The organism is Conexibacter sp. CPCC 206217 (genome assembly GCF_030646165.1).
Classification (GTDB): domain Bacteria; phylum Actinomycetota; class Thermoleophilia; order Solirubrobacterales; family Solirubrobacteraceae; genus Conexibacter.
Window position 1 is genome coordinate 1 of the sequence record NZ_JAUTDO010000004.1, and the last position, 22,066, is coordinate 22,066.

Here is a 22,066-nt window from a genome sequence, read left to right on the forward strand (position 1 = left end):
TTCTGCCGAGCCCTCTGATCGTGCCGCCGGCCTTCAGGTCGTCGACGAAGTTCTGCACGTTCAACAGGCCCGCGGTCGCGGTCGCGCCGGCCGTCAGCAGGATCACTAACACCGCTGCGAGCAGAAACCGCCACCAGCTGCCGGCTTTGGCCGATTTCGGAAACTCGTCGCGCACTTCTGGGTCCAGAGCCACTGATCAAGAGTAGCCTGACAACCACGGTCCCGCGCAACCCGCGGTCTGTCGGGAGCGGGTCTGTGAACAGCTCCCGCTGCGATGGGTCGCGCGGCAGCCGTTGCGGTCCGCAGGCTGTTCCCTGAGCAGTTCCGGGGCGTCATCGTCAGCATGCGACAACGTTCAGGCAACGGCGTGCTATTACGAACCGTCTTCGATTAAGTCCCTGCCCATCGAATAGGCGAGCGCCGGCTTCGACGGCCGGTGGCGTCACGTCCCGCGATCGGTTCCCGCTGGGCTATCGAAGTCAGTCGGATGAGAGGCACGCTCACTGAGGCGGGCCGCGGCTTGCGCCGCGGCCGGCGCCTCAGGTACATACAACGTCGCTTAGGGCAAGAGCCCCAGTGTCACCGACGTCGTCTCTCCATTCGTGTCAGTCCACGACATTCTTGTTGCCGGTTCAGTCGTCGTGGTGAATCGGTAGCCATTGCCGACCACCGGAACCTGGGATGTCGCGCCCTTCGCGAAATACACGGTCACTGTGTCAACGCCGTCAGGCACAATGCCACGGACATCCGCCTTGGCCCGTTCCCCGGTCGCGAGGTAAAGGCCGTTGCGGTCGACCCGATCCAACGTGTCGCATGTGAGCGCCCGAGCGCCTGGATACCGCTTATCGATATCTTCGGCCACGAGACACACTTCTTGGTCACCGGGCACGAGCCAGGTCGCCGGTGCAGATGCCTCGCCAGTACGCCGCGCAAGTCCGGTGTTTCCTCCCGCGCTAGCAAGGATGCTTTCAGCATGCGCGTCGCCATTGCGGCTGTAACGCTCGCTGGACGGCTGCTGCAACACGGCGAAGCGCTCTGCGATAGCTCCCGGCACTTCCGTGACCGCCGGGATTTGCTTGAGCGTCTTGGCGACTGGTTGAGTACCGCTGGTCGTGTCGTCAGCAACGGCCGACATCGCGACGACGCCAACGCCACCGATCGCGGCAGCCGCGGCCACCCCGAGAGCTGCTCGGCGGGCAAGTCTAGTTGTCGTTCTCATGGCGAATCCCACTGTCCCACGGCCCAGAAGCCAGTGTGTCCATTTGCTTCGTAGTTAATGATTACGGCGTAGGCTGTCGTACGCGAGTACGTGCCGGTGTAGATCTCTCTCCCTGCACCACAGACTGCCGGGAAGACGTTTCCGCCGGACCCGTTCGCCTCTGGCTTTGCTACGGCGCATCGTCTGTAGGCATTGATATTGCTTGCCTGAACGCCCGTGAGATACTGAAACCACGCCGTGCACCGATCGCCCGATGATTCATATCTATTCAAAGCGATCGTACTAGTTGCCGATGCCGGGCAGAAATAGGATGCCCCAGGCGTCGCACTCGCACTACTCGCGAACGCGCCGGTCATCACCGCCCCCATAAGCAACGAGAGCATTGTGGCGAGCACGAGCCTTCCAGCTCGCCGGCTCGCCGGTCCCCTGATTCGCAAACCCAACCTCCATTGGATTCGTCGTGAAGCACGAGCAAGTCGCACCCATGCCCCCCTGTTTAGCGCCAAAGTTCCCATTGTCCTTGGCGCAAAGGCAGCATATCAGACCAGTTGCGAGACGCAACTCTAATGTTATACACGGCTCACGCAAGAATTGTGCCGCTGCACAAACCTACCTAGTCCACGCAATGAAGCTTGCCTGTGGCTAGTGCCAGTTGCTCGTTCAGCCGCGCTTCTCGATGCTGGCCCCGAGCGCAGCGCCAGGGCGCCGCAGAAGCGTGGCAGTCACGCTGAGGATCGCCCGCCCGGGGACGCCCCGGCGCGGAGGCCAGGACCGATATAGGGCACCTGTGTGCGCCGACATGGCTGCAGAGGCGCCGCGATCTATGCGCGACCACGCGCCACGACAGGCGTTCGAAGGTCGGCGTCGCGCGCTCAGCCGGCGTCGTCGGGCGCCAACGGCTCAGCGGTCGACGAGGAATCGGCCTGTTGGGTGGCATTCGGGCCACTAGCCGGTGGCGCTCTTCTCGTGGCAGGTGTGCGGCTGCCGCGTCCTCTCGCCTGGCGTCTAGCCCCTGTTGCTGCAGCTCCTCTTGCCGCGGTGCGTCTTCTCGCGGACGAGGCCGTCGGGGTCGCTCTTTCGGGCAGCGCGACGCCGGCGCCCTCTGCGACCAGCTCGCCCTTGTGGCGAAGCGAGTAGACGGTGGAGTGCATCGTCGGCTTCGCGATCCCGGTCGCGTCGGAGATCTGCGCGACGGTCGCGCCCGGGTTGCTGGCGACGAAGGCGAGGATGGCTGCGCGGTTGGCACCGCGAGGAGCGCGTCTTCCTGCGGCTCTGGCAGGTCTGGCGACTTGCGCGGCGCGCGGTCGCCCGCGGGGTGCAGGAGCCGAGATGGCGCCGCGTTCGATCAGGACGGCGCGGGCGGCCTCGAGCGTGTTGTACTCATCCACAACCGGCCGCAGCTCGGCCAGCTTCGCGTCGATCTCATCGACGATGGCTTGCACGCTGCTGGCGATCGAGGCCATGTACAGAATCCTTAGTTCGAGGAGCAGTCAGGAGGCGCCCGCCGAGCGCGCGCCCGCGCAGCAGCAACCGAGCGCAGTCTCTCAGCCGGGCACGATGGAACCGGCTCGCCGCCGCGGCGCGACGACGGATCCCAGTGGGTTGTGGGTCCGGTAACGGCTCCTTATGTTCACCGACGAGCTGTCCAACGTCTGGTGATCATGTCGTAGTCCACTCCCGTCGGCGCGGCACCGAACCAGCTTCGAAGTGGTCTCTCTCTGGTTCCGATGGGGAACGTCTCTTGCCGGCGGTCAACGGTGACCGTCAGCTCGAGGCCCCATTCGTAGAAGTGACGGTCGGCACCTCTTGGCAGCACGGCGATCGACTCGGTTCGCCCAGCTGCAACGCCGAAGAATCCCTCCGGAATTCTGATGTCGCGGCGACGGTCGATACTCGTGAGTCTGGCCGCAGTCGCGGGTCGTTCCAGATTTACGTACAAGTAGTGCGGCTCCTCGCCACCAGCTCCGTACACGCATCGCACAAGCGTCGGTTCCGATGGTCGATAGCGACGAAACACGCGTACTCTGACATCAGTAATTGTGCTCGCCGTTTCGGCTGGGCTGGCGACCAAGAGGCGTGCGGGAGACAGCATCGCGCCCCCTATTTGATCGATCCACGACTCCCACTCCTCGCAGTGCGACTCTTGTCTTCCCGTATCGGGTGTGTACGCGGGCGGGGTCCCGAAGGTGCTGACTGGTCTGGGCACAACTGCATTGTTTGGCGTCTGCGCAAGCGTGATGGATGCCGATGGAGCCTCTTGATCGAGCAGCCAGAACACCGCAGTCAGCACAATCGCTACGACGGCTGCCGTACCCCCAACGGCCTGCCAGAAGCGGGTGCGGCGTGCCTCGCCGAGCATGGCTTCGTCATGCCGTCTGGTGCCAGAACGTCGTCCTCGATAACCCATGTGACGGGTAGGTTCGCAAAGCAGTCCATTGAGAGCGCCGGTTCCGATTCCGCGTGGCTCTCCCCCTGCGCAGGAGTCCCGACCCTAGTGGCATCTGCGGCGGCTGGGCATCCTGCCAGGGCAAGGGTACGTCGCCGCGCCGGATCGTGTGCGAGCTGCTCGGCCGCGCCGGTCTGCGTGCCGCGGAGCTGTGCGAGCTGCGGATCGGCGATGTCCGGCTTGACGCTCGCGCGGACGCATACCTGTGCGTGCGTGGCGCGAAGACCGCGGGCGGGTGTGGGAGGCGCAGATGAGCCCCCGACCTCATCGACGTCGTCGCCGAGCACCTGGAGCTGCTCGGCGAAGCACGGCTTCCGACCGGCTCGGAGGCCTCTTGGTGTCGGCGCCGCGACGGCAGGCGTCAGCGAGCCGTGCGGGCGAGCAGGGCGGTCGGGATCGTCAGCGTGTGCGCGTGCGGCCGGCGGCATCGGCGACCTCGACGAGCACGGCATCGCAGTAGAGGCTGATGACGGCGCCCTTCGTGCCGGTCAGCCAGTCGCCGCTCAGCTCGCGCAGGACGACGTCGTGCCGGCGAGTGGGGGCTCAGCGGTCATGGGCGCCGAGCAGCGCCACGTCGCGCGCCTGGGCGGTTGCTCGCCGGCGGGTCGGTCCCAGTGGGAGCTGGGACCGATAAGGGACAACTATGACAACCGGACCGGCGGCGCGGTCAGGGCCTGCAAGGCAGCAGGGCGTGCCGGGAGCGGCTCCAGGGTGTCGCGCGAAGCGTCGTCAGTTGCGCTCTGCCTCGAGCGCCGCGGCGACAGCCTCGAACTCGGCGAGCGCAGCGGTGAGGTCCTCGACGATCTCGCGGGCGATGACGTCGGGCGCTGGCAGGCCGTCGGCGTCTTCCAAGGACTCATCGCGCAGCCATGTGATGTCGAGGCTGACCTTGTCGCGGGCAATGAGCTCGTCGTAGAAGAACGGCTTCCAGCGCTCGGACTCCGAGCGCTCGTCGCGCGGGCGGCCCGGCAGGTAGGACGACACGAAGTTGTCGAGGTCGTCGCGGCGCAGCGGGTTCTTCTTCAGCGTGAAGTGCTTGTTGGTACGCAGGTCGTAGACCCATAGGCGCTGCGTCCACGGCTGCTCGGCAGCCGGCTTCTTGTCGAAGAACAAGACGTTGGCCTTCACGCCGGGCTTGTAGAAGATCCCGGTCGGCAGGCGCAGCAGCGTGTGGAGGTCGAACGCGGTCAGCAGCTTGCGTCGCAGCGTCTCGCCGGCGCCGCCCTCGAACAGCACGTTGTCCGGCATCACTACCCCGGCGCGGCCGTTGATGTCGAGGATGGTCATAATGTGCTGCAGGAAGTTCAGCTGCTTGTTGGATGTCGTGACGACGAAGTCTTGACGGAAGATCTCCGTGCCGTCGTCGCTTCCGTTGCCGATGTCGGTGCTGGAGCTTCGCCCGAACGGTGGGTTGGCCAGGACGACGCTCCACCGCTCGCCGGGATCGGCGATCAGCGCGTCCTTCTGATCGACGAGCGAGTCGCCGGTGATCGACCCGAGGCCGTGCAGCAGGAGGTTCATCGACGCCAGACGCGAGGTGGTGGTGCCGATGTCGACCCCGTGGACAAAGGTCGTGCGCAGGTGCTCGCGCTCGGGCGGCGTCAGCAGGGCGGCGTCGCGGGTCGCGTGTGCGTAGGCGGCGAGCAGGAACCCGCCGGAGCCGCAAGCCGGGTCGACGACCCGGTCGTTGACGGTCGGCTGCACGACATCGACGACCGCATCGATGAGCGGACGCGGCGTGAAGTACTGCCCGGCGGTCGTCTTTGTGTCCCCGGCGCTGCGCTCCAACAGCTCTTCGTAGGCGTCTCCGTTGATGTCCGACCCGGCCGCCGACCAGTTCTCCTTATCGAGGTAGTCGACGATCAGCGTCTTCAAGTGCGACGGGTTGGTGATCTTGTTCTGCGCGCCGCGGTAGATCGTGCCGAGCACGCCGGGCTGGCTGGCCAGACCGCGCAGGATGTGGTTGTAGGCGTCCTCGAGCGCCTCGCCAGACAGCCCGAGCAACTGGCTCCACGAGTACTGCTCGGGCACGACGCGTTCCGGGTTGAGCGATCGAGTCGCGCGCTCTTGCGCCATCTTGAGGAAGAGCAGGTAGGTGAGCTGCTCGGTGTACTCGTACATGTTGACGCCCGCATCCCGGAGGACATTGCTCCCGGCGACGAGCTTGGAGACGAGGCGGCGCGTTTCGGTCACGAGCGCATTCTTACGCGGTCGCCGTCTCAGCAGTGAGCTGGCCGGAGAAGGCCGCGGCGAGAAGGGAGCGCCGGAGGGCGGCAGAACGTCTAAGGGAGTCGTCGGCTACCGCGCTCAGCCGACACGCGTCGCTGACGATTCGCTCGTGGGCTGCGACGAGTTCTCGCTGACGGGCCAGCGTGGGCATCGGCAACGGGAACGCCTTCAGCTTGGTTCCGTTGACGTTGGCCTGGCCAACCTGCTGCGTCGCGACACTTGCTATGTAGGCGCGGCCCTGCGGGCTGTTGATCACGATGTTCGCCCACCGGGGATCGACGGTGGCGCCGAAACGAACGCGGATCAGGTACGAGGCGAATGACGTCACGGTGGCCGAGTCGAACACGGCCGACTTGCCAACGAGTTCGGCGCTGTTGGTCCGGTTGAAGAGCAGATCACCCGGAGCCAGGAGAAGCTTGGGGAAGTCCGGGTGGTCGTTCGGTAGAAACTTCAGTTCGCGCCGATCGATCTGCCCGTTCTTCAAGTTCCCCATCCGGAGAACGGGAACGTCGCCGTCGCTCGGCGGCACGTGGCATCTTGCGCTGCTCCCATACTCGACACGTTCGGCCTCAGCGCCAACGGTCGAAACGGGTGAACCGGCCGCCCCATCCGAGACTACCGCGGTGAGGGACGAGGTCACCAAAGCCAATGAACGGCGAATGGACGTGCTAACTCCGTCCTGTGCGGCGTCGAGGCGGGAGAGGTGGTCCTCGAGGAGTTCGACGATCCGCCGCTGCTCATCCAAAGGTGGAAGCGGGACCGGGATCTGGCGGATCACCTTGAGCCCGAGTCGTGGCCGCCCGACTCCGTGACGATGGCTGTCCGCCCAGCGACGAACCTCTGGACGCTGCAGCGCATACATCACCCAGCGGGGGTCAACGTCGGGGTGGAGACGGACCCGAATGCAGTCGGCCTTCACGATCGCAGGGCCGAGCGCTGGCGGCGCCAGGCAAGCACGTGGGAGCACTTGCCCCAACGATGCGACGAGCAGGTCGCCTGCAAGAACCTCATGAGCCCGAAGGGACTCGAAGTGCTCCTGCGAGATGTGGGCCTTCTCGTCAACGAACGAGCCGTCGCCGATGTTCTGAAGCCGGATTACGCGCGGCCCGTCGTCGGTGTAGTGGCGACTCGCGAGGTTCGACCCAAACGGTCCGTCCGTGATCGCCCGCGGCACATCCGCCTGGAGGTCGTTGAGCGGCACAACCGGCCAGGTCACGCGGTGAGTTCCTGGTTGAGTTCGTCGAGGAGGATCGCCGCACGGTCGCCGAGGTCGCGGATGGCGCCATCGGCGCCGCCGTTCTCGGTGAATGGCGGGTTGTCGAGGTCGGCCGGAGCGATGCCCGCAGATGTGGCGATGACCTCGACGATGCGGTCGAGCCACCAGCGCTCGGTGTCGGTGAAGGCCACCCCGGCCTGATCTTGCTGGAGCAGCCAGCCGGCGTAGCGCTCGTTCACGCGGTCAGCGTACGGGATGAGCTGATCGTCCTCGCCGAGCGCGAAGCGGACAAGCGACACGAGGTCCGTGAGCGTCCGGCGCGCGCCGGAATCGCGCTGCCCGTCAAGCTCGACCGCGGCGTACGCGTTCCAGATGATGTCGGGCGTCCAGTTGTAGGGCGGCCGGGCGATACGGTCGGCCAGCTCTCTGATGTCGTCGAACGACACGCGCCGCTCGCGCGCTTCGGCGAGCACCTGGATCGCGGTGATCTCGGAGCGGTGCTCGTCGAGGTACGCCTGCCACGAGGTGACGACCGACTTCGCTTTGCTCGTGTCGACGACCCCGTGAGCGTCGACGAGGCTATCGGCGGAGACCTCGTCGATGACACGGTCGTGTGCGCGACGCAGCTCCAGGATGCGAGAGCGCAGATCGGGGTTGGCGGCCAACGGGCGGACGGCGTCGACGATGAGCTGCTGGCGGGCGGCGTCAGGATCGGCGGCACCTTCGACGGCCTTCGCCTGGGCGTCGGCGTCGACCGCGTCAACGAGATGGCGCACGACGGTCCGCAGCGAACCGCCGGCGACCTTGTCCAGCTCGGCGCGCTCGTCGGGGGTGATCTGCGCCTCCAGGGCCGCGAGGCGCGAAGCGAGGGTCGCGGTCTCGTCCTCGGTGATCGTGAGGTTTGCCGTCTTCTCGAGGAGCTTGGCCAGGCTGATCGACTTCACACGGTTGAGGGGCGGCTCGACGAACTCGTGCTCGGTGACGCCGACGGCGTCGACGAGCACGAAGCGCGTCTTCTCAGTCGCGTCGGGCGTGACCGCTTGGAAGTCCGCATCGGGAATCGTGCGAGCGCCGCGGCCCTTCATCTGCTCGAAGTACTGCGGCGAGCGGACGTCCCGCATGAAGAAGACGCACTCCAGCGGCTTGACGTCGGTGCCGGTGGCGATCATGTCGACGGTGACCGCGATGCGCAGCGCGGCGCTCGTGCGGAACGCGGCGAGCTGGCGCTCAGCGTTCTTCGCGTTGTAGGTGATCTTCGCCGCGAAGTTGTTGCCCTTGCCGAACACCTCGCGCACCTGGGTGACGATCTCTTCGGCGTGGGCGTCGTCTTTGGCGAAGATCAGGGTCTTCGGAACGACCGAGCGGCCCGGGAAGATCTCGGTGAACAGCCGGTCGCGAAACGTCTCGAGCACCGTGCGGATCTGGTCGGTCGCGGTGACCTCCCGATCGAGTTGCCGAGCCTGATACTCGAGGTCCTCGTCGAGAGCCTCGTACCGTTGGGCGCGCGTACGGCGGTCGACCTTGGGAACGACGGTGCCCGCTTCGATGGTTGATCCCTGCTCGCTGATCTGCGTCTTGATCCGGTAGATGTCGAAGTCGACGTTGACGTTGTCGGCCACTGACTGCGGGTAGGTGTACTCCGACACGAGGTTCTGCTTGAAGAAGCCGAACGTCTGCTTGCCCGGGGTGGCGGTCAAGCCGACGATGTGCGCGTCGAAGTACTCCAGGACGCCGCGCCACTGGCCGTAGATCGAGCGGTGCGCCTCATCGACGATGACCAGGTCGAACGCCTCGGGCGGGATGTCACGGTTGTACGCAACGGCTACCGGAGCGTCAGGCACCCAGCCATCCAGCCCCGGGTCGTCGTTGTCGCCGACCTCCTCGTTGCGCAGCGCCTTGAAGACCCGCTGAATCGTGGAGATCGCGACGCTCGTCGCGTCCGGCATCGGACCGCGTCGCAGGCGATTGACGTTGTAGAGCTCGGTGAACTTCCGGCCGTCGTCGGGCGTCTGGTAGTTCTCGAACTCGGTCCTCGTCTGTTTGGCGAGGTTGTTACGGTCCCCGAGAAACAGGATTCGATCGAACCCGCCGTGCTTGAGCAGCCGGTAGGACAGCGTCACCGCGGTGTACGTCTTGCCCGCACCCGTAGCCATCTGGACGAGGCTGCGGTCGTATCGCCCCTCCGTGAGGCTGCGCTCCACTCCGTTGATCGCCGTGATCTGAGCGGGGCGCAGCGGCTTCTCATCCAGTGGCGGCAGATCGCTCACCTTGCCGCGCCAGGTCGGATGTTCGTCGTCCTTGCGCTTGAGGATGCCTGCCAGGGTTGCCGGCTGCGGGAAGTGGAAGATGCGTCGCGCGCGAGGCTCTGGATCAAAGCCATTGGTGAAGTGGGTCTCGGTGCCGCTGGCCTCGAACACGAACGGGAGACGCCCATCCTTAGTGAGCCCGGCCAGACGAACGTCCGGAGGCAGCCCCTCGGCGTACATCGCGCTCTGCCACTCCACGCCCGACAGCGGCGTCCCCTGCGGCTTGGCCTCGATCACGCCGACGGCCGCCTGGTCGACATAGAGCACGTAGTCCACGCGTCCGTGGCCAGGTTTCAGCGTCACCTCGCGGACCGCGACCCCGCGCGTAGCGAAGAGGTTCATCGCCTGCTTGTCCTGCACCGACCAGCCGGCCTCACCGAGCTGCCGATCAATCAACACCCGCGCGCGTGCCTCTGCCGCCAGCCGGTCCACGTCAGCCCCCACATCCATGTTGCCCACAGGCTACCGGGCGCGCCGACGTGTGAGCGCCGAACTCTCGACGCCGGCGTCGATCTGCAGCAGCGTCGCCGTGAGGCGCGCGGCGCTCGGCCGCGCTCGCAACGGCCCGTCGACGGCACCGATGGCGGGCATGGTGCCAACCCTTTCGCGGCGTCGACCTGCCGGCGCGCCGATCCCAGCTCCTTGTGGGACCGGTAACGCTCGTTTACGGAAACTGCCCAGCCCGCGCCGACTGCTCCGAGCGGCGACGTAGGGTCTGAGCCATCGACGGACTCTGATTCACCGCGCGGGGCGAGGTGATTCCCTCGGCCCCGCGACTTGTGAGGCTCTAGACCAACCTGAGCTCGCGCGGTCTCGGCAGAGGTGTTGGGACAGAAGGTTCGCCACCCGCCGGGGACCGTGCCGACAACATCACAAGCCCAAAAACGAGTGCGTCAAGATCGGCCGAGTTGAGGCGCAGTCTTCTGGCGATGTCGGCCTTGGTGATGCTCTCCTTGCGAAGCGCTGCGAAGACCTTGTTGAGAATCTGCGAGGTCTCGCGTTGAATGCCGTTCGGCTCCCCAGTGCGGTAGCCGCGTCTGCCGATCTCCATGTAGAGCATGCGGTAGTGCCAGTCCGTCAACGCTCCGAGTTGGTGCAGGCGGTGCGTGAATGCAGCCGCGGACACTCTCCACGGCTGCTTGGCCCTGATGATCTGATCGAGCGACGGGCTACGGGGCACTGTGCTCGTGATGCTGGCGCCCGGCATCAGAAACGCAGCAGCGAATCGGTTGGCTTGCTGCTCGGCTTCTCTGCCTTGGGGACCGTCATGGTGCCAGTGCATCACGAGGTGTCCCAACTCATGCGCCGCGTCGAATCGGCTGCGCTCGCCTGACTTTTGCGTGTTCAGGAAGACGTAGGGCTGCTCCCCGCCACGCCACAGCGAGAATGCATCGACGTCGTAGCACTCCTCCGCGAGCGAGAAGACCCGCACACCGTGCGCCTCAAGAAGGTGCACCAGATTGGGTGCAGGCTTCTCCCCCAGTCTCCATTCAGCACGGACGACCTGCGCGGCGGTTTCGGGGTCGACCCCGCCCGGACCGAGTTGCGGCACGTCGGACGCCGGCAAACTGAACCGAGCTGATATCCAGTCCTGCAACTCGAAGGCCAGCTCACCAGCGGCAAGCGCCGCATATCGTCTTCCGACAGCGGTCTTGCTCAGCGATCGAAAGCTTGCTGCCTCATCGGCGACTGGCTCGAGATCGTCGCCCTCAAAGAAGGCGACCGGGAATCTCAGCACGTCAGCGAGCGTGACAAGCGTCTTTGGGCTCGGTTCTCTTTCGCCGGCTTCGTAGGCGACGATAATGCGTGGGGTGAGTCCTGCCAGCTCGGCGACGCGCTTCTTGGTGTAGCCGCGACGTCTTCGAGCGAGCGTCAGTCGTGAAGGGGTAAACACTTCTCCGTCATATCCGGACGACCGGGATGTCGATGCCGTCCCCGCCGTCGCTGTCGTCGTCGTCAAACTGGGTGTTGAACGTAGCGATGTCGATCGCGGGAAAGACGATGCGCTCCGACCAAGAGACGATGAAGCCCTTCTCGTCCTGCTCGCTCGGCAGCGACAGCTCGTAGCGAACCTCGTCGTCGGTTGTCGCGACCAGCAGATATCGGGTCTCCTGCCAGATCGCGCCATCGCTCTCGGCCGCGGGCTGGTCCCGCGCGTCGAGCAGCGCGAGCTGCTGGTTGGCCCGCACTGCGATCCGCGTCTGTCTGCCCTTGCTGTACTTCGTCCGAGGCTGAACGGGCCCGTAGAGGCCGTCGTCCTTGATGAGGCCGGTGTTGCGGTCGCCAGTCGCGACCGTAATCGCCCGACGGCCGTCCGGGCTGATGACTCGAGAGAAGCCGCCCGCGTCGGTCGGCTTCCAGTCGAGCGGCGTCAGCAACTCTCGCAGGCCGACGTGGCACTCCTCCCACTGGCGCGTGCCCGGCGCTGCCGGCGTATGGAACGCCGTGCACGCCTGGCGCTGCGCAAGACCACGAAGCACAACCATCTCGAGGATCGCCTCCGTCAGGCCGAGTTGGTACAAGCGAGCGGAGCGATCGTGCGGCTGCTCGAAGTTATGTGCGGGCGTGGCCATCGAGGCACGGAACCTCCGTCTAGGACACCAGTTCCTCTTATCCTACCTCTGAGGAGGACGGAAAAAGGGAACTCCCTCTTCTACTGCGCGCCTGCGTTCGTTTTGCCCGACCGCGTCGACAGAACAGAGTTCTAGCTGGTGAGGCGGATCTCGATGGGGGTTTCTTCGAAGTCTGCGGTGCGCAGCCGTCGGCCGTCGTGATCGATCCGGTGGGAGTGACCCAGCGCTTTGAGGCGCTCGGTGATCGACCGGAACGTGATGTCGTCGGCGTAAAGAGTGATGGTCATCTGGTCGGCGGTGTCGGCGAATCGGAAGCGCGTCTGTTCTGGATGCGGGTCGTGTTCGAGCGCGAGCCAACCCGCGAGGACGACCTGCGTTGCCGTCTCACGAGTGACGTCGAGGCCGAGCACGAGCGTATAGAAGGTGCGAGCGTCGCTAATGTCGGCGACGCGAACGACCAAGCCGCTACGGATGCGGCCATTCTCGACCTGAGTGGTTGCCGGCGCCGTGATGACGAGTTCGGCGTGTGAGGGGAGCGGCATCCACGGCGCCGGGTCGGTTCTGCTGATGCGTTTGACGCGGAAGGTCTGGCCGGAGCGATTGCGCATCCACCAGCTGCGAATGTGGGAGGCGCGATTGTCGAGGTCGTGCACGGCGAGGATCTCGACATCGCCGTAGAACGGGAGGTCGAGGCGGTCGCCACGGTCTGCGAAGGCCAGTTGCTCGTCGACGTGACGTTGCGCGGCGCGCGAGTACGGCGTGGCGGGCTGGGTGCGGCGCCGGTCGGACAGGACGTGGGTGAGCAGGTCGGCGTCCATCACGTCGTGAGCGGCCCTCTCCAGCCAACCGGGCCCGTGCAGCGCGCCGAGCAGCGCGCCGGTCATCGCGGCGAGCGTGTCGGTGTCAGCGCCTCGAGCGAACGCTGCGCGCAGCAGGCCATGCTGCGGGTTCGCGGCGTGACGAGAGGCGAGGTAGACGGCGCTGACGGCCGTGATGGTGCCAGCGCCGCTGGCCTCCGAGAAGGCGCCGAGCTCGTGCAGGACCTGTTCGTCGATCGTGAGCGCGCCGTTGCGCATCTCGTCGCGAGCACGCGCGAGTTGGTCGATCGTCCGGCGCGTCGTCTCCCGCCAGCGTGCCTGATAGTCGGAGGGAACGTGCTCGGCCCACGCGCGCGGAACGGCGTCGAGCTCGAGCAGCGTCCAAAGGCCGGCGTCCATGAGCAGTTCGTCGAGCAGTTCGCCCCAGCGCAGCGATTCGCTGCGCTGCAGCGTCATCCACAAGGCGTAGGCGTAGAGCTGGCCACCGAGCAGCGCGAGCGGGTCGCCGTGGGTCGCGGCGCCGTCGGCCAGCACCCGGCGCCGTACGTACTCGAACGGTACTCCGCGGTGCGTGCAGTGGGGCAGGATCCGCATCGCGGCCCCGTTTCCACCGGCAGTCCAGTAGCCTCTCGCGCCGCCTCTGCCCCACGGCGCGATGCCTCTGGCCCACGCGCGCGCGGCGCGTTTGGACGCGCCGCCGCCACCGAGCTCGTAGTGCGGCCACCACGGCAGCTCAGCGTCGGTGAAGTAGTCCCACCAGTGGTCGTCGTAGCTGAGACTCCGCGCGACCGCGAGCGTCAGCTGGGTGTCGTCGGAGTAGGCGCCGACGGGGAGTTGCTCCTCGTGCGGCGCGAAGCGGCCACCTTCGCGCCGGGTCCAAGACCTCAGGTCGAGCGTCGCGCGCAGCTCGCTGGTTCCGCCGACCCGGTTGCCGCGGGTCTCAAGCGGCCAGCCGAGCGCATCGCCGACCGCGAACGCGAGCATCGCGCCTTGGACCGCTTCCTGCCAGCGCGTGTCGCTCATGCCGGCTGCCACGGCGTCTCGGCGGGCCGCTGGCCGGCGGCGACCGCGGCGCTGAGCGAGCTCGCGTTGAACAGGACAGGCGCGACCGCCCACGTCGCCGTCTCGATCGTCGCGCCGATCTGATCCAGCGCCGCATGCGCCCGCGCGGCGGCGGTCTCAGTCGCGACCGCAACGGTGACCACATCGGCGATCGGGATTGTGCGGTGCACGAGCACCTCGGCCTGATCATCGGTCGGACAGGCTGGCAGGCGGGTGCTGCTGCGCCGGTAGAGGCGGTTGCCGGTGCCGCTCACGGTCGGCGCGTAGAGCGACGAAGCGCCGTCGGGGAGACGTCGCGGATCATGCTGCCGTTAGCCGCCGCGGCGTTTCGGACACAGACGCGGGTGCCCGGCTGCCAGAGGCTCTGGGGCGCCAGCATCAGGCAAACCCAGTCGGGAAAGAGCCGCTGGATCGCGGTGGCCTGGAAGAGCCGTCTGCGCAAGTACCACGCGTTGGGGTATTCGATCGAGCAACTGATGTGGTCATGATGACCGTCGAGCCGGAGAAGATCCTGCCGATCGTGCTCGCTGGCGGTGGCGGCGAGCTGCTTGAGGCTCAGCAGGCCGCGATCCTCGGCCGCGAGGTGCAGGAGGTTGCTCAGCGGCGTGTAGTGGCAGAGCCGCGTGATGCCCTTTTCGGCCGCGAGCTCGGCGACGTTCACCGCGTCACCGTCGTCCACAGCCCGTCCGCTCCGGGAAGCAGCCGGGTCAGGTCTCCGGTCGCGGTCATGATCAGATTCTGACGAGCGCGGGTGACGCCGACGTAGAGCAGCCGACCGCCGACCGCCGTCGCCTCCTCCTCGCCATCGGCAGCGACCGCGCGTGGCTCGGGCCAGCGGTCTGCAGTGACGCCGACGAGGATGACGGTGTCGAATTCAAACCCCTTGGCGGAGTGCACGGTCCCGTAGCTGATCCCGGGGCCGCCGCGCCAGCGCTCAAGATCACGATCGAGGCGCTGCGCGCCCTGAAAGGCAGCTGCGAAGCGGGGCTCGTCCTCGTGACGGGTCAGCAGCACGCCAACGCTGTCGGTGACCGACGCCGCACGGGCCTGCTGGACGACGAAGCTGCTCTCGGCGACGATGTCGCTGAGCCGGACGAGGGTCGGCGGCGGACCGCTGGCACGAAATCCCCTGGGGGCGACCATGTCGGGCTGGTCTCTGAAGTACGGCATCGCCGCGATCTCCAGACCGAGCGCAGCGACCTCCGGCGTGTTGCGATAGTTGTGCTCGAATCTCCAGACGGCGTTCACGTTGAGACCGGCACGCCGCCACGAGATCCCACGCCCGTAGATCTGCTGAGCGACGTCACCGAACAGCGTCAGCGACCCGTCCGCTCTCATGGCGAGCGCGAGCGACCGGATCATCTCAGGCGAGAAATCCTGGCCCTCGTCGATGACGATGTGCCGATACATCCGCTGCGGGCCGTCGAGCTCGAAGGCGCAGCGCGCGTAGAACGCGATGTCGTCCCAGTCGTACCTGAAGCCGCGCGCCGCGCGCAGCGCGACGTAGCGGTCCTGCACATCGAAGACGAGCGGGCGAGCTGCCGGGTCCAGCGCCTGGCGGCGGCCGATGCGCTCGCTGGCGAGGTAGGTCTCGCGGGTCAACAGACCATGCTGCGCCATATATCTAAGCTCGCTGAAGAAGAACTCCTCGTCGCGGCCGAGCACGCCGGCTGTGCCACGCTCCCGTCGCACGTCGTCGAGCGCCATCCGGATAAAGCCCTTGCGGGACTGATCGGACTTGACGATCTCGTCGGTGCCCATCAGGCCGCGGGCATTGAGGTACCCGCGCGCGAACCTGTGGTAGTTGCAGACGGTGACATTCGGCAGCGTCGCGGCGCCGAGGTGATCGAAGTAGGCCAACAGCGCCCGGTTATAGGTCAGCAGCAGCGTCGGACCGGCATGTCCGGTCCGTGGATCGCCGAGATGCGCAGCCCGATGGACGGCCATCGTCGTCTTGCCCGAACCAGCCGTCCCGAGCACGACGGCGTGCCCGGAGGGCGTCATGCTGACGACTCTGCGCTGCTCACCGACCGGCCGTGGCAGCGTCACGGCCCCGTCCTCACGTCCGCGCCCGCCATCGATACTACCTGCGAAACCCTCACCCGTCACCGTCCCCTGGTCATTTCCGCCCTCACTCACGCCTATCGGAACGTAAGACAGGGGTCTTGAGCCAGCCCATCGCCAGTCCGCCGGCTCACATGGTGACGATTCTCATGCCGCGGCAAAGCATGGGCACCCGTTGGCAGTCGAGCGCTCCCGGCGCTCGTCGTCCTCGCGACGCCGGTTGTCTTACCTGGAATCGGCGCACTTGTCCGGTCCTGGAACGAGAATGTTCCTATGCTCGCCCGGAGAATTGTCTTCTACGCCGTCGAAGACCTTGACCCCGAAACGCCATTCGATATCGAGGCGGCCCTCGACCCAATCAACGACCTTGAGGAGAGAGTGTGGGTCGTCTCCGATCACGGCCTCCTGATGGCCGTGATCGTGGACGAGATCGGCGAAGGCGACGAGCCTTCGTGCTTCCGGTTCCTGCGGATCCGCGACGATCGCCCGTACATCATCGGTCCCGATCGGGAGCCGGAGCTGGTCGAGATTGAGCAGGACTACAGAGTCACCGACTTCACGTACGCGATGCTCTGGCCCGACGGCTTTCTCGGAGCGATCTCGTCCCGCGACGCGCCGGTCATCAAATACCTGTCGACCTACTTCTCCAAGACGACCAGACAGCGCTGCCGCATCGAGAACATCTACGCCTCCGACGTCGTGCAGCGCTTCAAGAAGCTCAAGAAGCGGCTGACGAAGGCCACCGTCAAGATCGGCACGGCCGAAGCCGAGCAGATGGAGGCCGACGAGGAGCTGAAGGGATTCAAGGCTTTCTTCGTCGCCGGACGCGAATCCGAAGCGGTGACGGTCAACGTCGAGCTCAGCGTCGACCGCAAGAGGGACCGTTTCCTCCACAAGAGCGTCGCCGCCGGCGTCGGCCGACTCGCGACCTACGGGGACCTCGTCGATGCGCTCGTCATCGTCGGCGAAGACGCCCAAGGCAGACGCCAAGAGCTCGACATGAAGAGACAACGGATCTTCCGAAGAGTCCTCTACGAGCAGACCGACACGAACGACATGATGTACGCGCGAATCGCGTCAGCGCGGAGGGAGGTCGAGGATCCGGACGAGGGCGGGAAACCGCTCAACCGTGCTGCCAAGATGAGCAGCCTTGCCTAGGGCCACTCCCCGATCTCGCATCACCGACGTCCTGCGCAGGTCGACCCTGCGCTACCCCCTCGGCATCCTCATCGCGTCAGTACTCGTGGTTGTCGTCGGCGAGCACCTTTTCATGTCGAAGCCCCGGCCGGCCCTGGCACGGCTGAGCGATACCGACCAGATCGATCTCTACAAGCAGATCGCCCCGATCGCCGGCAGCGCCCTCGGGTTCCTGCTGGCGTCGGTCGCGATCCTCGTGTCGCTCGATCCGAAGCGGCCAATCGTCGCCGATCTGCGTCGCGGCGAGGCGTTCAGCCTTCTGATCGCCAATCTGCTCGCCGCCTGCCTTTGGCTACTGCTGCTCTCTATCTTCTCGCTCGTCGGCTGGACATTCCACTCGAGCTGCGGAAGCAGCGACGCCTTCCAATCGGTCTTCGAGGTCATTGGCTACGCGGCTGTCGTCGAGCTCTTGCTCGGAGGCTTCTTCTTCGGCTACGTGACCTACAAGGTCGCGAAGCACGACTAGACCGATCTGCGTCCGGCCGCCGGCATCGCGATGTCGACGCCTAAGGTCAGCAGCCGGGCCCGGCCGTCCTTGCTTGCCACTCAGCACCGCGAAGTGGCAGAAACCCATCGGATCGCCGGTAATCCGCAGGAATCCACGTGCGGCCACGAACCCGATACTCAGACCAAAATACCTGCAAAATCGTACCTTTTCCAGCGCGAGAGCGGCTTTATCGCACCCAGGAGGTCGCCGGTTCGAGCCCGGCTAGCTCCACTCCTCGAAACCCCCGTCACCACGGGGGTTTCGTCGTTTCGGGGATCGCCGTGGATCGGCGGTGATTCCCGGTGATTTCAGGCACTAGTGCCTTTATTCCGGCCGATTGCCGCCGATGCCGTTGGATTCGGCCCGATTGGGCTGGGTGACGGCGCCGGCCAGAGTTATCGTGGCCGCCCGTCCACAAAGTGGCCCCGGCGGTGCTGAAGACACCCCGGGGCCTGGCACCGAAGGTTCTAGGCCCTCGGTAACGCGACGTGCTGCGCGCCGCGGCCATCGCGGAGCTGGGCGAGATCGACACGATCTATCTCGCCCTGACCAACACCGACTTCGCTGCGGCCCGCAGGCGGCGCGGTCACTTCGAGCCGTTCATGCGATTGCTCGACGACCTCGGCTGGGAGCCCGACCCCGACCACGGACGGCGCAACCGCGTGACCCTCACGAGAGGCGGGTCCGGCAGCTGCGCCGCCTCGACAGCGTGCTCGAACAGGTCCAGGACGATCTGCTCGAGCCGCTGTCAGCCAGGGATCGCCAGACGCTGACCCGCCTGCTCAGCCGCGTCCTCGCCCAGCACGAACCGGAGTGACCGCCACGCTCACGCGCGCGTGCGCCCCCTCGCCGCTCCCCTCGTGATCCTGACGGTCACCGTGCGGCTGGTGCGCCTGCCGCCGGCGGTCGTCGTCAGCGCGATCCGCACGACCGCGCGGCGGCCCGCGAGTCGTCTGGCGGCGGCCTTCGTCAGCTGCACGCGCACGATCGCGCGGCGACCTGCGGCGACACGCTGCGGAGCGATGACCCGCACCGCGTAGCGCCTGCCGCCGATCGTCACACGGGCCTGTCTCGGCGTGCCGAGGCGGCAGCCCCCGGACGCGGCGGCCGGGCAGACGACGGTCGCGACAGTCGCGAACCGGCGCGGATCGACCACCGTCGTGGCCGCCGCGGAGACGACGCGCGGCGTGGCTGCGGCTGCCCTCGGCGCGGGTGCCGGGGTGGGCGTGGGCGTCGGACCCGGCCCGGGGACCGGCGTCGGCACCGGGGGCGTCGGCTGCCTGGAGCCCGGGTCGGGCAAGGGGTCGGGCGTCGGATCGGGGCCCGGCTCGGGATCGGGCTGCGGCGCCCCGAGTCTCGGCGCCAGCGCCAGCCGGTCGAACGGCTCGCCCTCCGGATAGCTGCCGAAGACCTCGGCACCCGTCGCCGTCAGCGTCGTCGCCAGGCTGTTCCAGCCGAGCCCGCCCTCGAACGGCGCCGGGCTCACCCCGGTGAGGTCGACGCGCACGAGCGCGACGCCGGTGCGGGTCACGGGCTCCGGATGTTCCATCGTGGCGCCGACCGCGTCGGCGTAGAGCGTGCCGGTCGTCGCGTCCGCGACGACCCGCAGGTTCGAGAAGCGCGTGTCCAGCTGCGGCGTCGTGTTCCCGGGCACGTGGTAGTCGTGACCCCAGAAGCGCACGGAGCCGCCGAGCGCGACCTCCAGCCTGCCGCTCGCAGGGTCGTAGCGGCCGCCGCGAACAGGGAAGCGCAGCTGCTCGGAACCGGCGTTGCGGCCGGTGCAGAGCGATCCGCTCGCGAGCGTGCCGCCGATCCGCTCGACGCCGCCCGAGAGCTCGATCTGCCCGCGTGCGACGTTGCCGACGACGTAGCAGCGCCAGCGCTCGGAGAAGCCCCAGTCGACGTGGCCGCCGCCGAACGTGACCGGCGCGGTCAGCGCCTGGTCGACCCGCAGCGTCACGGGGACGCTGAAGACCGTGCCGGCGGCGTTGACGACGCGCGCGCGGAAGCTGCTGCCGGACATCGCACGGCGCGTGTCGCGGACGACGAGGAAGCCGCCGTCGACGGCGAAGTCGCCGCTGTCGGCGTCGACCGCCTGCCAGTAGCCGTCGACCAGCCGCTGCCAGGTGACGGTCGGCTCGGGGTTGCCGCTCGGCATCACCGTGAAGGAGGCGTCGTCGCCCTCCAGCGCCGCCACCGGCACCGGCTGGACCGAGATCGTCGGCGGCGCCTGGACGTCGAGCGTCGCCGCCTGCGTGCTCAGCTCGCCGCCGGTGTTGGCGTAGACCGCGCGGTACTGCCTGCCGCGGTCGGCGTCGCCGACGGCGACCCTCAGGGTCGGCGTGGCCTGACCCTCGACGCCGGCGCCCGCGGCGACGTCGGCCCACCTGGTCTGGCCCGGCACGCGCCACTGCCAGCGCACGGTCGGCGCCGGGTCGGCCGTCGCGACGGCGCTGAAGGTCGCGGTCGCGCTGCCGGCGACGTCGGCCAGCGTGACGACCGCGTCCGCCGGCTGTGTAGTGATGGCCGGCGCCGTCGCGCGGTAGGTCAGCGACCGCACGCCTCTGCCGGGAGTTCTGACCAGCAGGTCGCCGCTGCGCGAGGCGCCGACGAGCGCGTCGTCCCAATAGCTGAACAGCGACACACCCGGCACGACGAAGCTGCGCCGCAGCGTCCCGGAGACCAGCTCGGTGACCTTCGTCATCTGATGGCTGACGAGGAACAGCTTGTTCTGGTCATACGCGACCGTGACACGGTGGGTGTTGACGTTCTGCCCGCCGGACGGCACGCGCACCGGCTCGCCCGCGGGATCGAGGCTGAGGTACGCCCCGAACCCGAAGATCGGCAGGAAGCGCACGTCGCCGACCCCGTCGATCGCGTAGAGGCCGTCTCTGACGCGCAGGACCTGGACGGCGTTGGCGCCTCTGCCCTGCGGCAGGTCCTCGGCCAGCACGCTGTCGGCGTCGACCCACAGCCGCTTGAGCTGGCCGCCGTAGCTGTTGGCGGCGACGAGCACGTCCGGCAGGCCGGGGCCGCCGCCCGGCGCGAACGCCAGCGAGCGGAAGAGGCCGGTGACCGGCTGCCCGTTGATGCCCCTGATCACGCCGATCGCGCTCGCCTGCCAGACCCCGAGCCCGTCTCTCCTGATCTGCCACAGCTCCTGCCTGGCCGCGTAGCCGCGGACGACGAGGTAGCGGCCGTTCTGGGCGTCCCAGACGCCCGCGCCGGTGTCGGTCGTCGCGTCGACCCTGGAGCCGTCGAGCATGCCACCCGTCAGCGCGGCGCCGTCGTAGGCGTAGGCATGCAGGCCCTTCGATCTGTCGTTGATCGAGGTGCCGAAGAAGATCGCGCCGCTGGCAGGATCGGTCGCGATCGACACCGGCTCGACCAGGCGGCCGCTGACCGCCGGCAGCAGCGCCCTCGGCGCGAGCGTGTCGCGGTCGAGCACGGCGACGCTGTTGGCGTCCTGGTAGAGCGACGCGACCAGCTCGTTGGCGTTGCGGCCGGGCTGGCTCTGCATCAGGTTGGCCGGCGCCGCCGCCACGGCGGCCGGCTCGTACAGCGGCGCGCCCGGCTCCGTCCAGGTCTCGCCGACGGGCTTGCCGCCGGGGCCCCTGTAGCCGAACGAGAGCGTGTCGAGCACGGTGCCGACCGGATAGCTGAAGACGGCCGCGCCCGCCGCCGTCATGATCGCCGGGATCTCTCTCCAGCTCGTCGTGCCGCCGGTGACCGTCGGCGCGACCTGCTCGACGTCGAGCGAGGCCAGCTCGATGTCGGGGTAGTCGACGATGTCGCCGCCGCTGATCGGCTTGCTCGACATCTTCACGAACAGCGCGACGTGGTCCTCGGTGATCTCCACGCGCGGCGCCGACATGGTCAGGTCGAGCTGGCACGGCCGCTCGAACGGCGTCGGCTCGCAGTGTCCGAGGAACTGCGCGGTGCCGCCGAACTGCACGACCGTCGCTCTCGTGACCGTGTCGAAGCTGCCGCTCACGAGCGGGAAGTGGAAGGTGCCGTCAGGGTTCTGGGTCGCGCCGTCGGTCAGCGTCGTCCCCGCCGCGGTGATGTAGTTGCGCCACGACCTCTTCAGCCCCCAGTCGAGCCCTGCGCCTTCCGTGATCGCAACGGGGTCGGCCGCGTGGGCGGCCTGACCGGGAACGAGGAGCACCAGCACGAGGACGACGAACGCCACCGTGCGAGCGAGCAGGCTCTTCACGTCGAATGCACCTTCCAAGATGAACGGCGGCCCCCGGTCGGCGACATCGCGCGGATGCGCGGGGCGCCCCTACCTCCTCCAGCACGGCCGCTGAGCAGGAGAAGTTAGGTAGACCTTACACCTCGCGATCCGCTCAGGTCCTCCCGCCGAGCGACGGCGATCGGCTCGAACGCGCGGGCGGCACGATGATCGCGCTGCTGATGTCGGTCGCGGGCGACGAGTACGACGATCAG

The 22,066-nt window shown here is 67.4% G+C and carries 15 protein-coding genes; 2 read left to right on the forward strand and 13 right to left on the reverse strand.

The genetic code is table 11. The annotated features are described in order from the left end of the window. Window positions 1-559: 559 nt before the first annotated feature. From Q7L65_RS11315 to Q7L65_RS11370, 12 genes are all read right to left on the reverse strand, one after another. On the reverse strand, window positions 560-1,177 hold the full coding sequence (locus tag Q7L65_RS11315) for a hypothetical protein (RefSeq protein ID WP_304721213.1): 618 nt from the start codon (window positions 1,175-1,177) through the stop codon (window positions 560-562). Between the two features lie 914 nt (window positions 1,178-2,091). Continuing rightward, window positions 2,092-2,682, reverse strand: a complete 591-nt coding sequence (locus Q7L65_RS11320) for a helix-turn-helix domain-containing protein (protein WP_304721214.1) — start codon at window positions 2,680-2,682, stop codon at window positions 2,092-2,094. A 1,712-nt stretch (window positions 2,683-4,394) separates the two neighbouring features. Then, a complete protein-coding gene (locus Q7L65_RS11325; protein ID WP_304721216.1) occupies window positions 4,395-5,858 on the reverse strand; it encodes a class I SAM-dependent DNA methyltransferase in 1,464 nt (487 codons plus the stop codon). Between the two features lie 10 nt (window positions 5,859-5,868). After that, on the reverse strand, window positions 5,869-7,110 hold the full coding sequence (locus Q7L65_RS11330) for a restriction endonuclease subunit S (protein WP_304721217.1): 1,242 nt from the start codon (window positions 7,108-7,110) through the stop codon (window positions 5,869-5,871). Further along, window positions 7,107-9,866 (reverse strand): DEAD/DEAH box helicase family protein, encoded by a 2,760-nt coding sequence (locus Q7L65_RS11335; RefSeq protein WP_304721219.1) that lies wholly within the window; start codon window positions 9,864-9,866, stop codon window positions 7,107-7,109. Before Q7L65_RS11335 ends, Q7L65_RS11330 begins: the two co-directional genes overlap by 4 nt. A 12-nt stretch (window positions 9,867-9,878) precedes the next feature. Beyond that, window positions 9,879-10,007: a hypothetical protein gene (locus tag Q7L65_RS11340; RefSeq protein WP_304721220.1), complete on the reverse strand. Its 129-nt coding sequence runs from the start codon at window positions 10,005-10,007 to the stop codon at window positions 9,879-9,881. Between the two features lie 196 nt (window positions 10,008-10,203). Continuing rightward, window positions 10,204-11,376: an XRE family transcriptional regulator gene (locus Q7L65_RS11345; protein ID WP_304721222.1), complete on the reverse strand. Its 1,173-nt coding sequence runs from the start codon at window positions 11,374-11,376 to the stop codon at window positions 10,204-10,206. Continuing rightward, window positions 11,318-11,989, reverse strand: coding sequence for a hypothetical protein (locus Q7L65_RS11350; protein ID WP_304721223.1), 672 nt, complete (start codon window positions 11,987-11,989; stop codon window positions 11,318-11,320). Before Q7L65_RS11350 ends, Q7L65_RS11345 begins: the two co-directional genes overlap by 59 nt. A 131-nt stretch (window positions 11,990-12,120) precedes the next feature. Further along, on the reverse strand, window positions 12,121-13,830 hold the full coding sequence (locus Q7L65_RS11355) for an ADP-ribosylglycohydrolase family protein (RefSeq protein WP_304721225.1): 1,710 nt from the start codon (window positions 13,828-13,830) through the stop codon (window positions 12,121-12,123). Next, a complete protein-coding gene (locus tag Q7L65_RS11360) occupies window positions 13,827-14,123 on the reverse strand; it encodes a DarT ssDNA thymidine ADP-ribosyltransferase family protein (RefSeq protein ID WP_304721227.1) in 297 nt (98 codons plus the stop codon). The genes Q7L65_RS11355 and Q7L65_RS11360 overlap by 4 nt, the downstream gene beginning before the upstream one ends. Next, window positions 14,120-14,530 (reverse strand): hypothetical protein, encoded by a 411-nt coding sequence (locus Q7L65_RS11365; protein WP_304721229.1) that lies wholly within the window; start codon window positions 14,528-14,530, stop codon window positions 14,120-14,122. The genes Q7L65_RS11360 and Q7L65_RS11365 overlap by 4 nt, the downstream gene beginning before the upstream one ends. After that, complete coding sequence (locus Q7L65_RS11370) at window positions 14,527-15,918, reverse strand: 3'-5' exonuclease (RefSeq protein WP_304721231.1); 1,392 nt, start codon at window positions 15,916-15,918, stop codon at window positions 14,527-14,529. Before Q7L65_RS11370 ends, Q7L65_RS11365 begins: the two co-directional genes overlap by 4 nt. Window positions 15,919-16,206: 288 nt before the next feature. On the opposite strand from Q7L65_RS11370, the gene Q7L65_RS11375 reads away from it, so the two are divergent. After that, entirely contained in the window at window positions 16,207-17,091 is an 885-nt protein-coding gene (locus Q7L65_RS11375) for a hypothetical protein (protein WP_304721233.1), read from the forward strand. A gap of 85 nt (window positions 17,092-17,176) precedes the next feature. Then, the gene (locus Q7L65_RS11380; protein WP_304721235.1) at window positions 17,177-17,596 is read left to right on the forward strand and encodes a hypothetical protein; all 420 of its coding nucleotides are present in this window, start codon (window positions 17,177-17,179) and stop codon (window positions 17,594-17,596) included. An 847-nt stretch (window positions 17,597-18,443) separates the two neighbouring features. Here Q7L65_RS11380 and Q7L65_RS11385 read toward each other — a convergent pair. Continuing rightward, on the reverse strand, window positions 18,444-21,833 hold the full coding sequence (locus tag Q7L65_RS11385; RefSeq protein ID WP_304721237.1) for an HtaA domain-containing protein: 3,390 nt from the start codon (window positions 21,831-21,833) through the stop codon (window positions 18,444-18,446). Window positions 21,834-22,066: the final 233 nt, after the last annotated feature.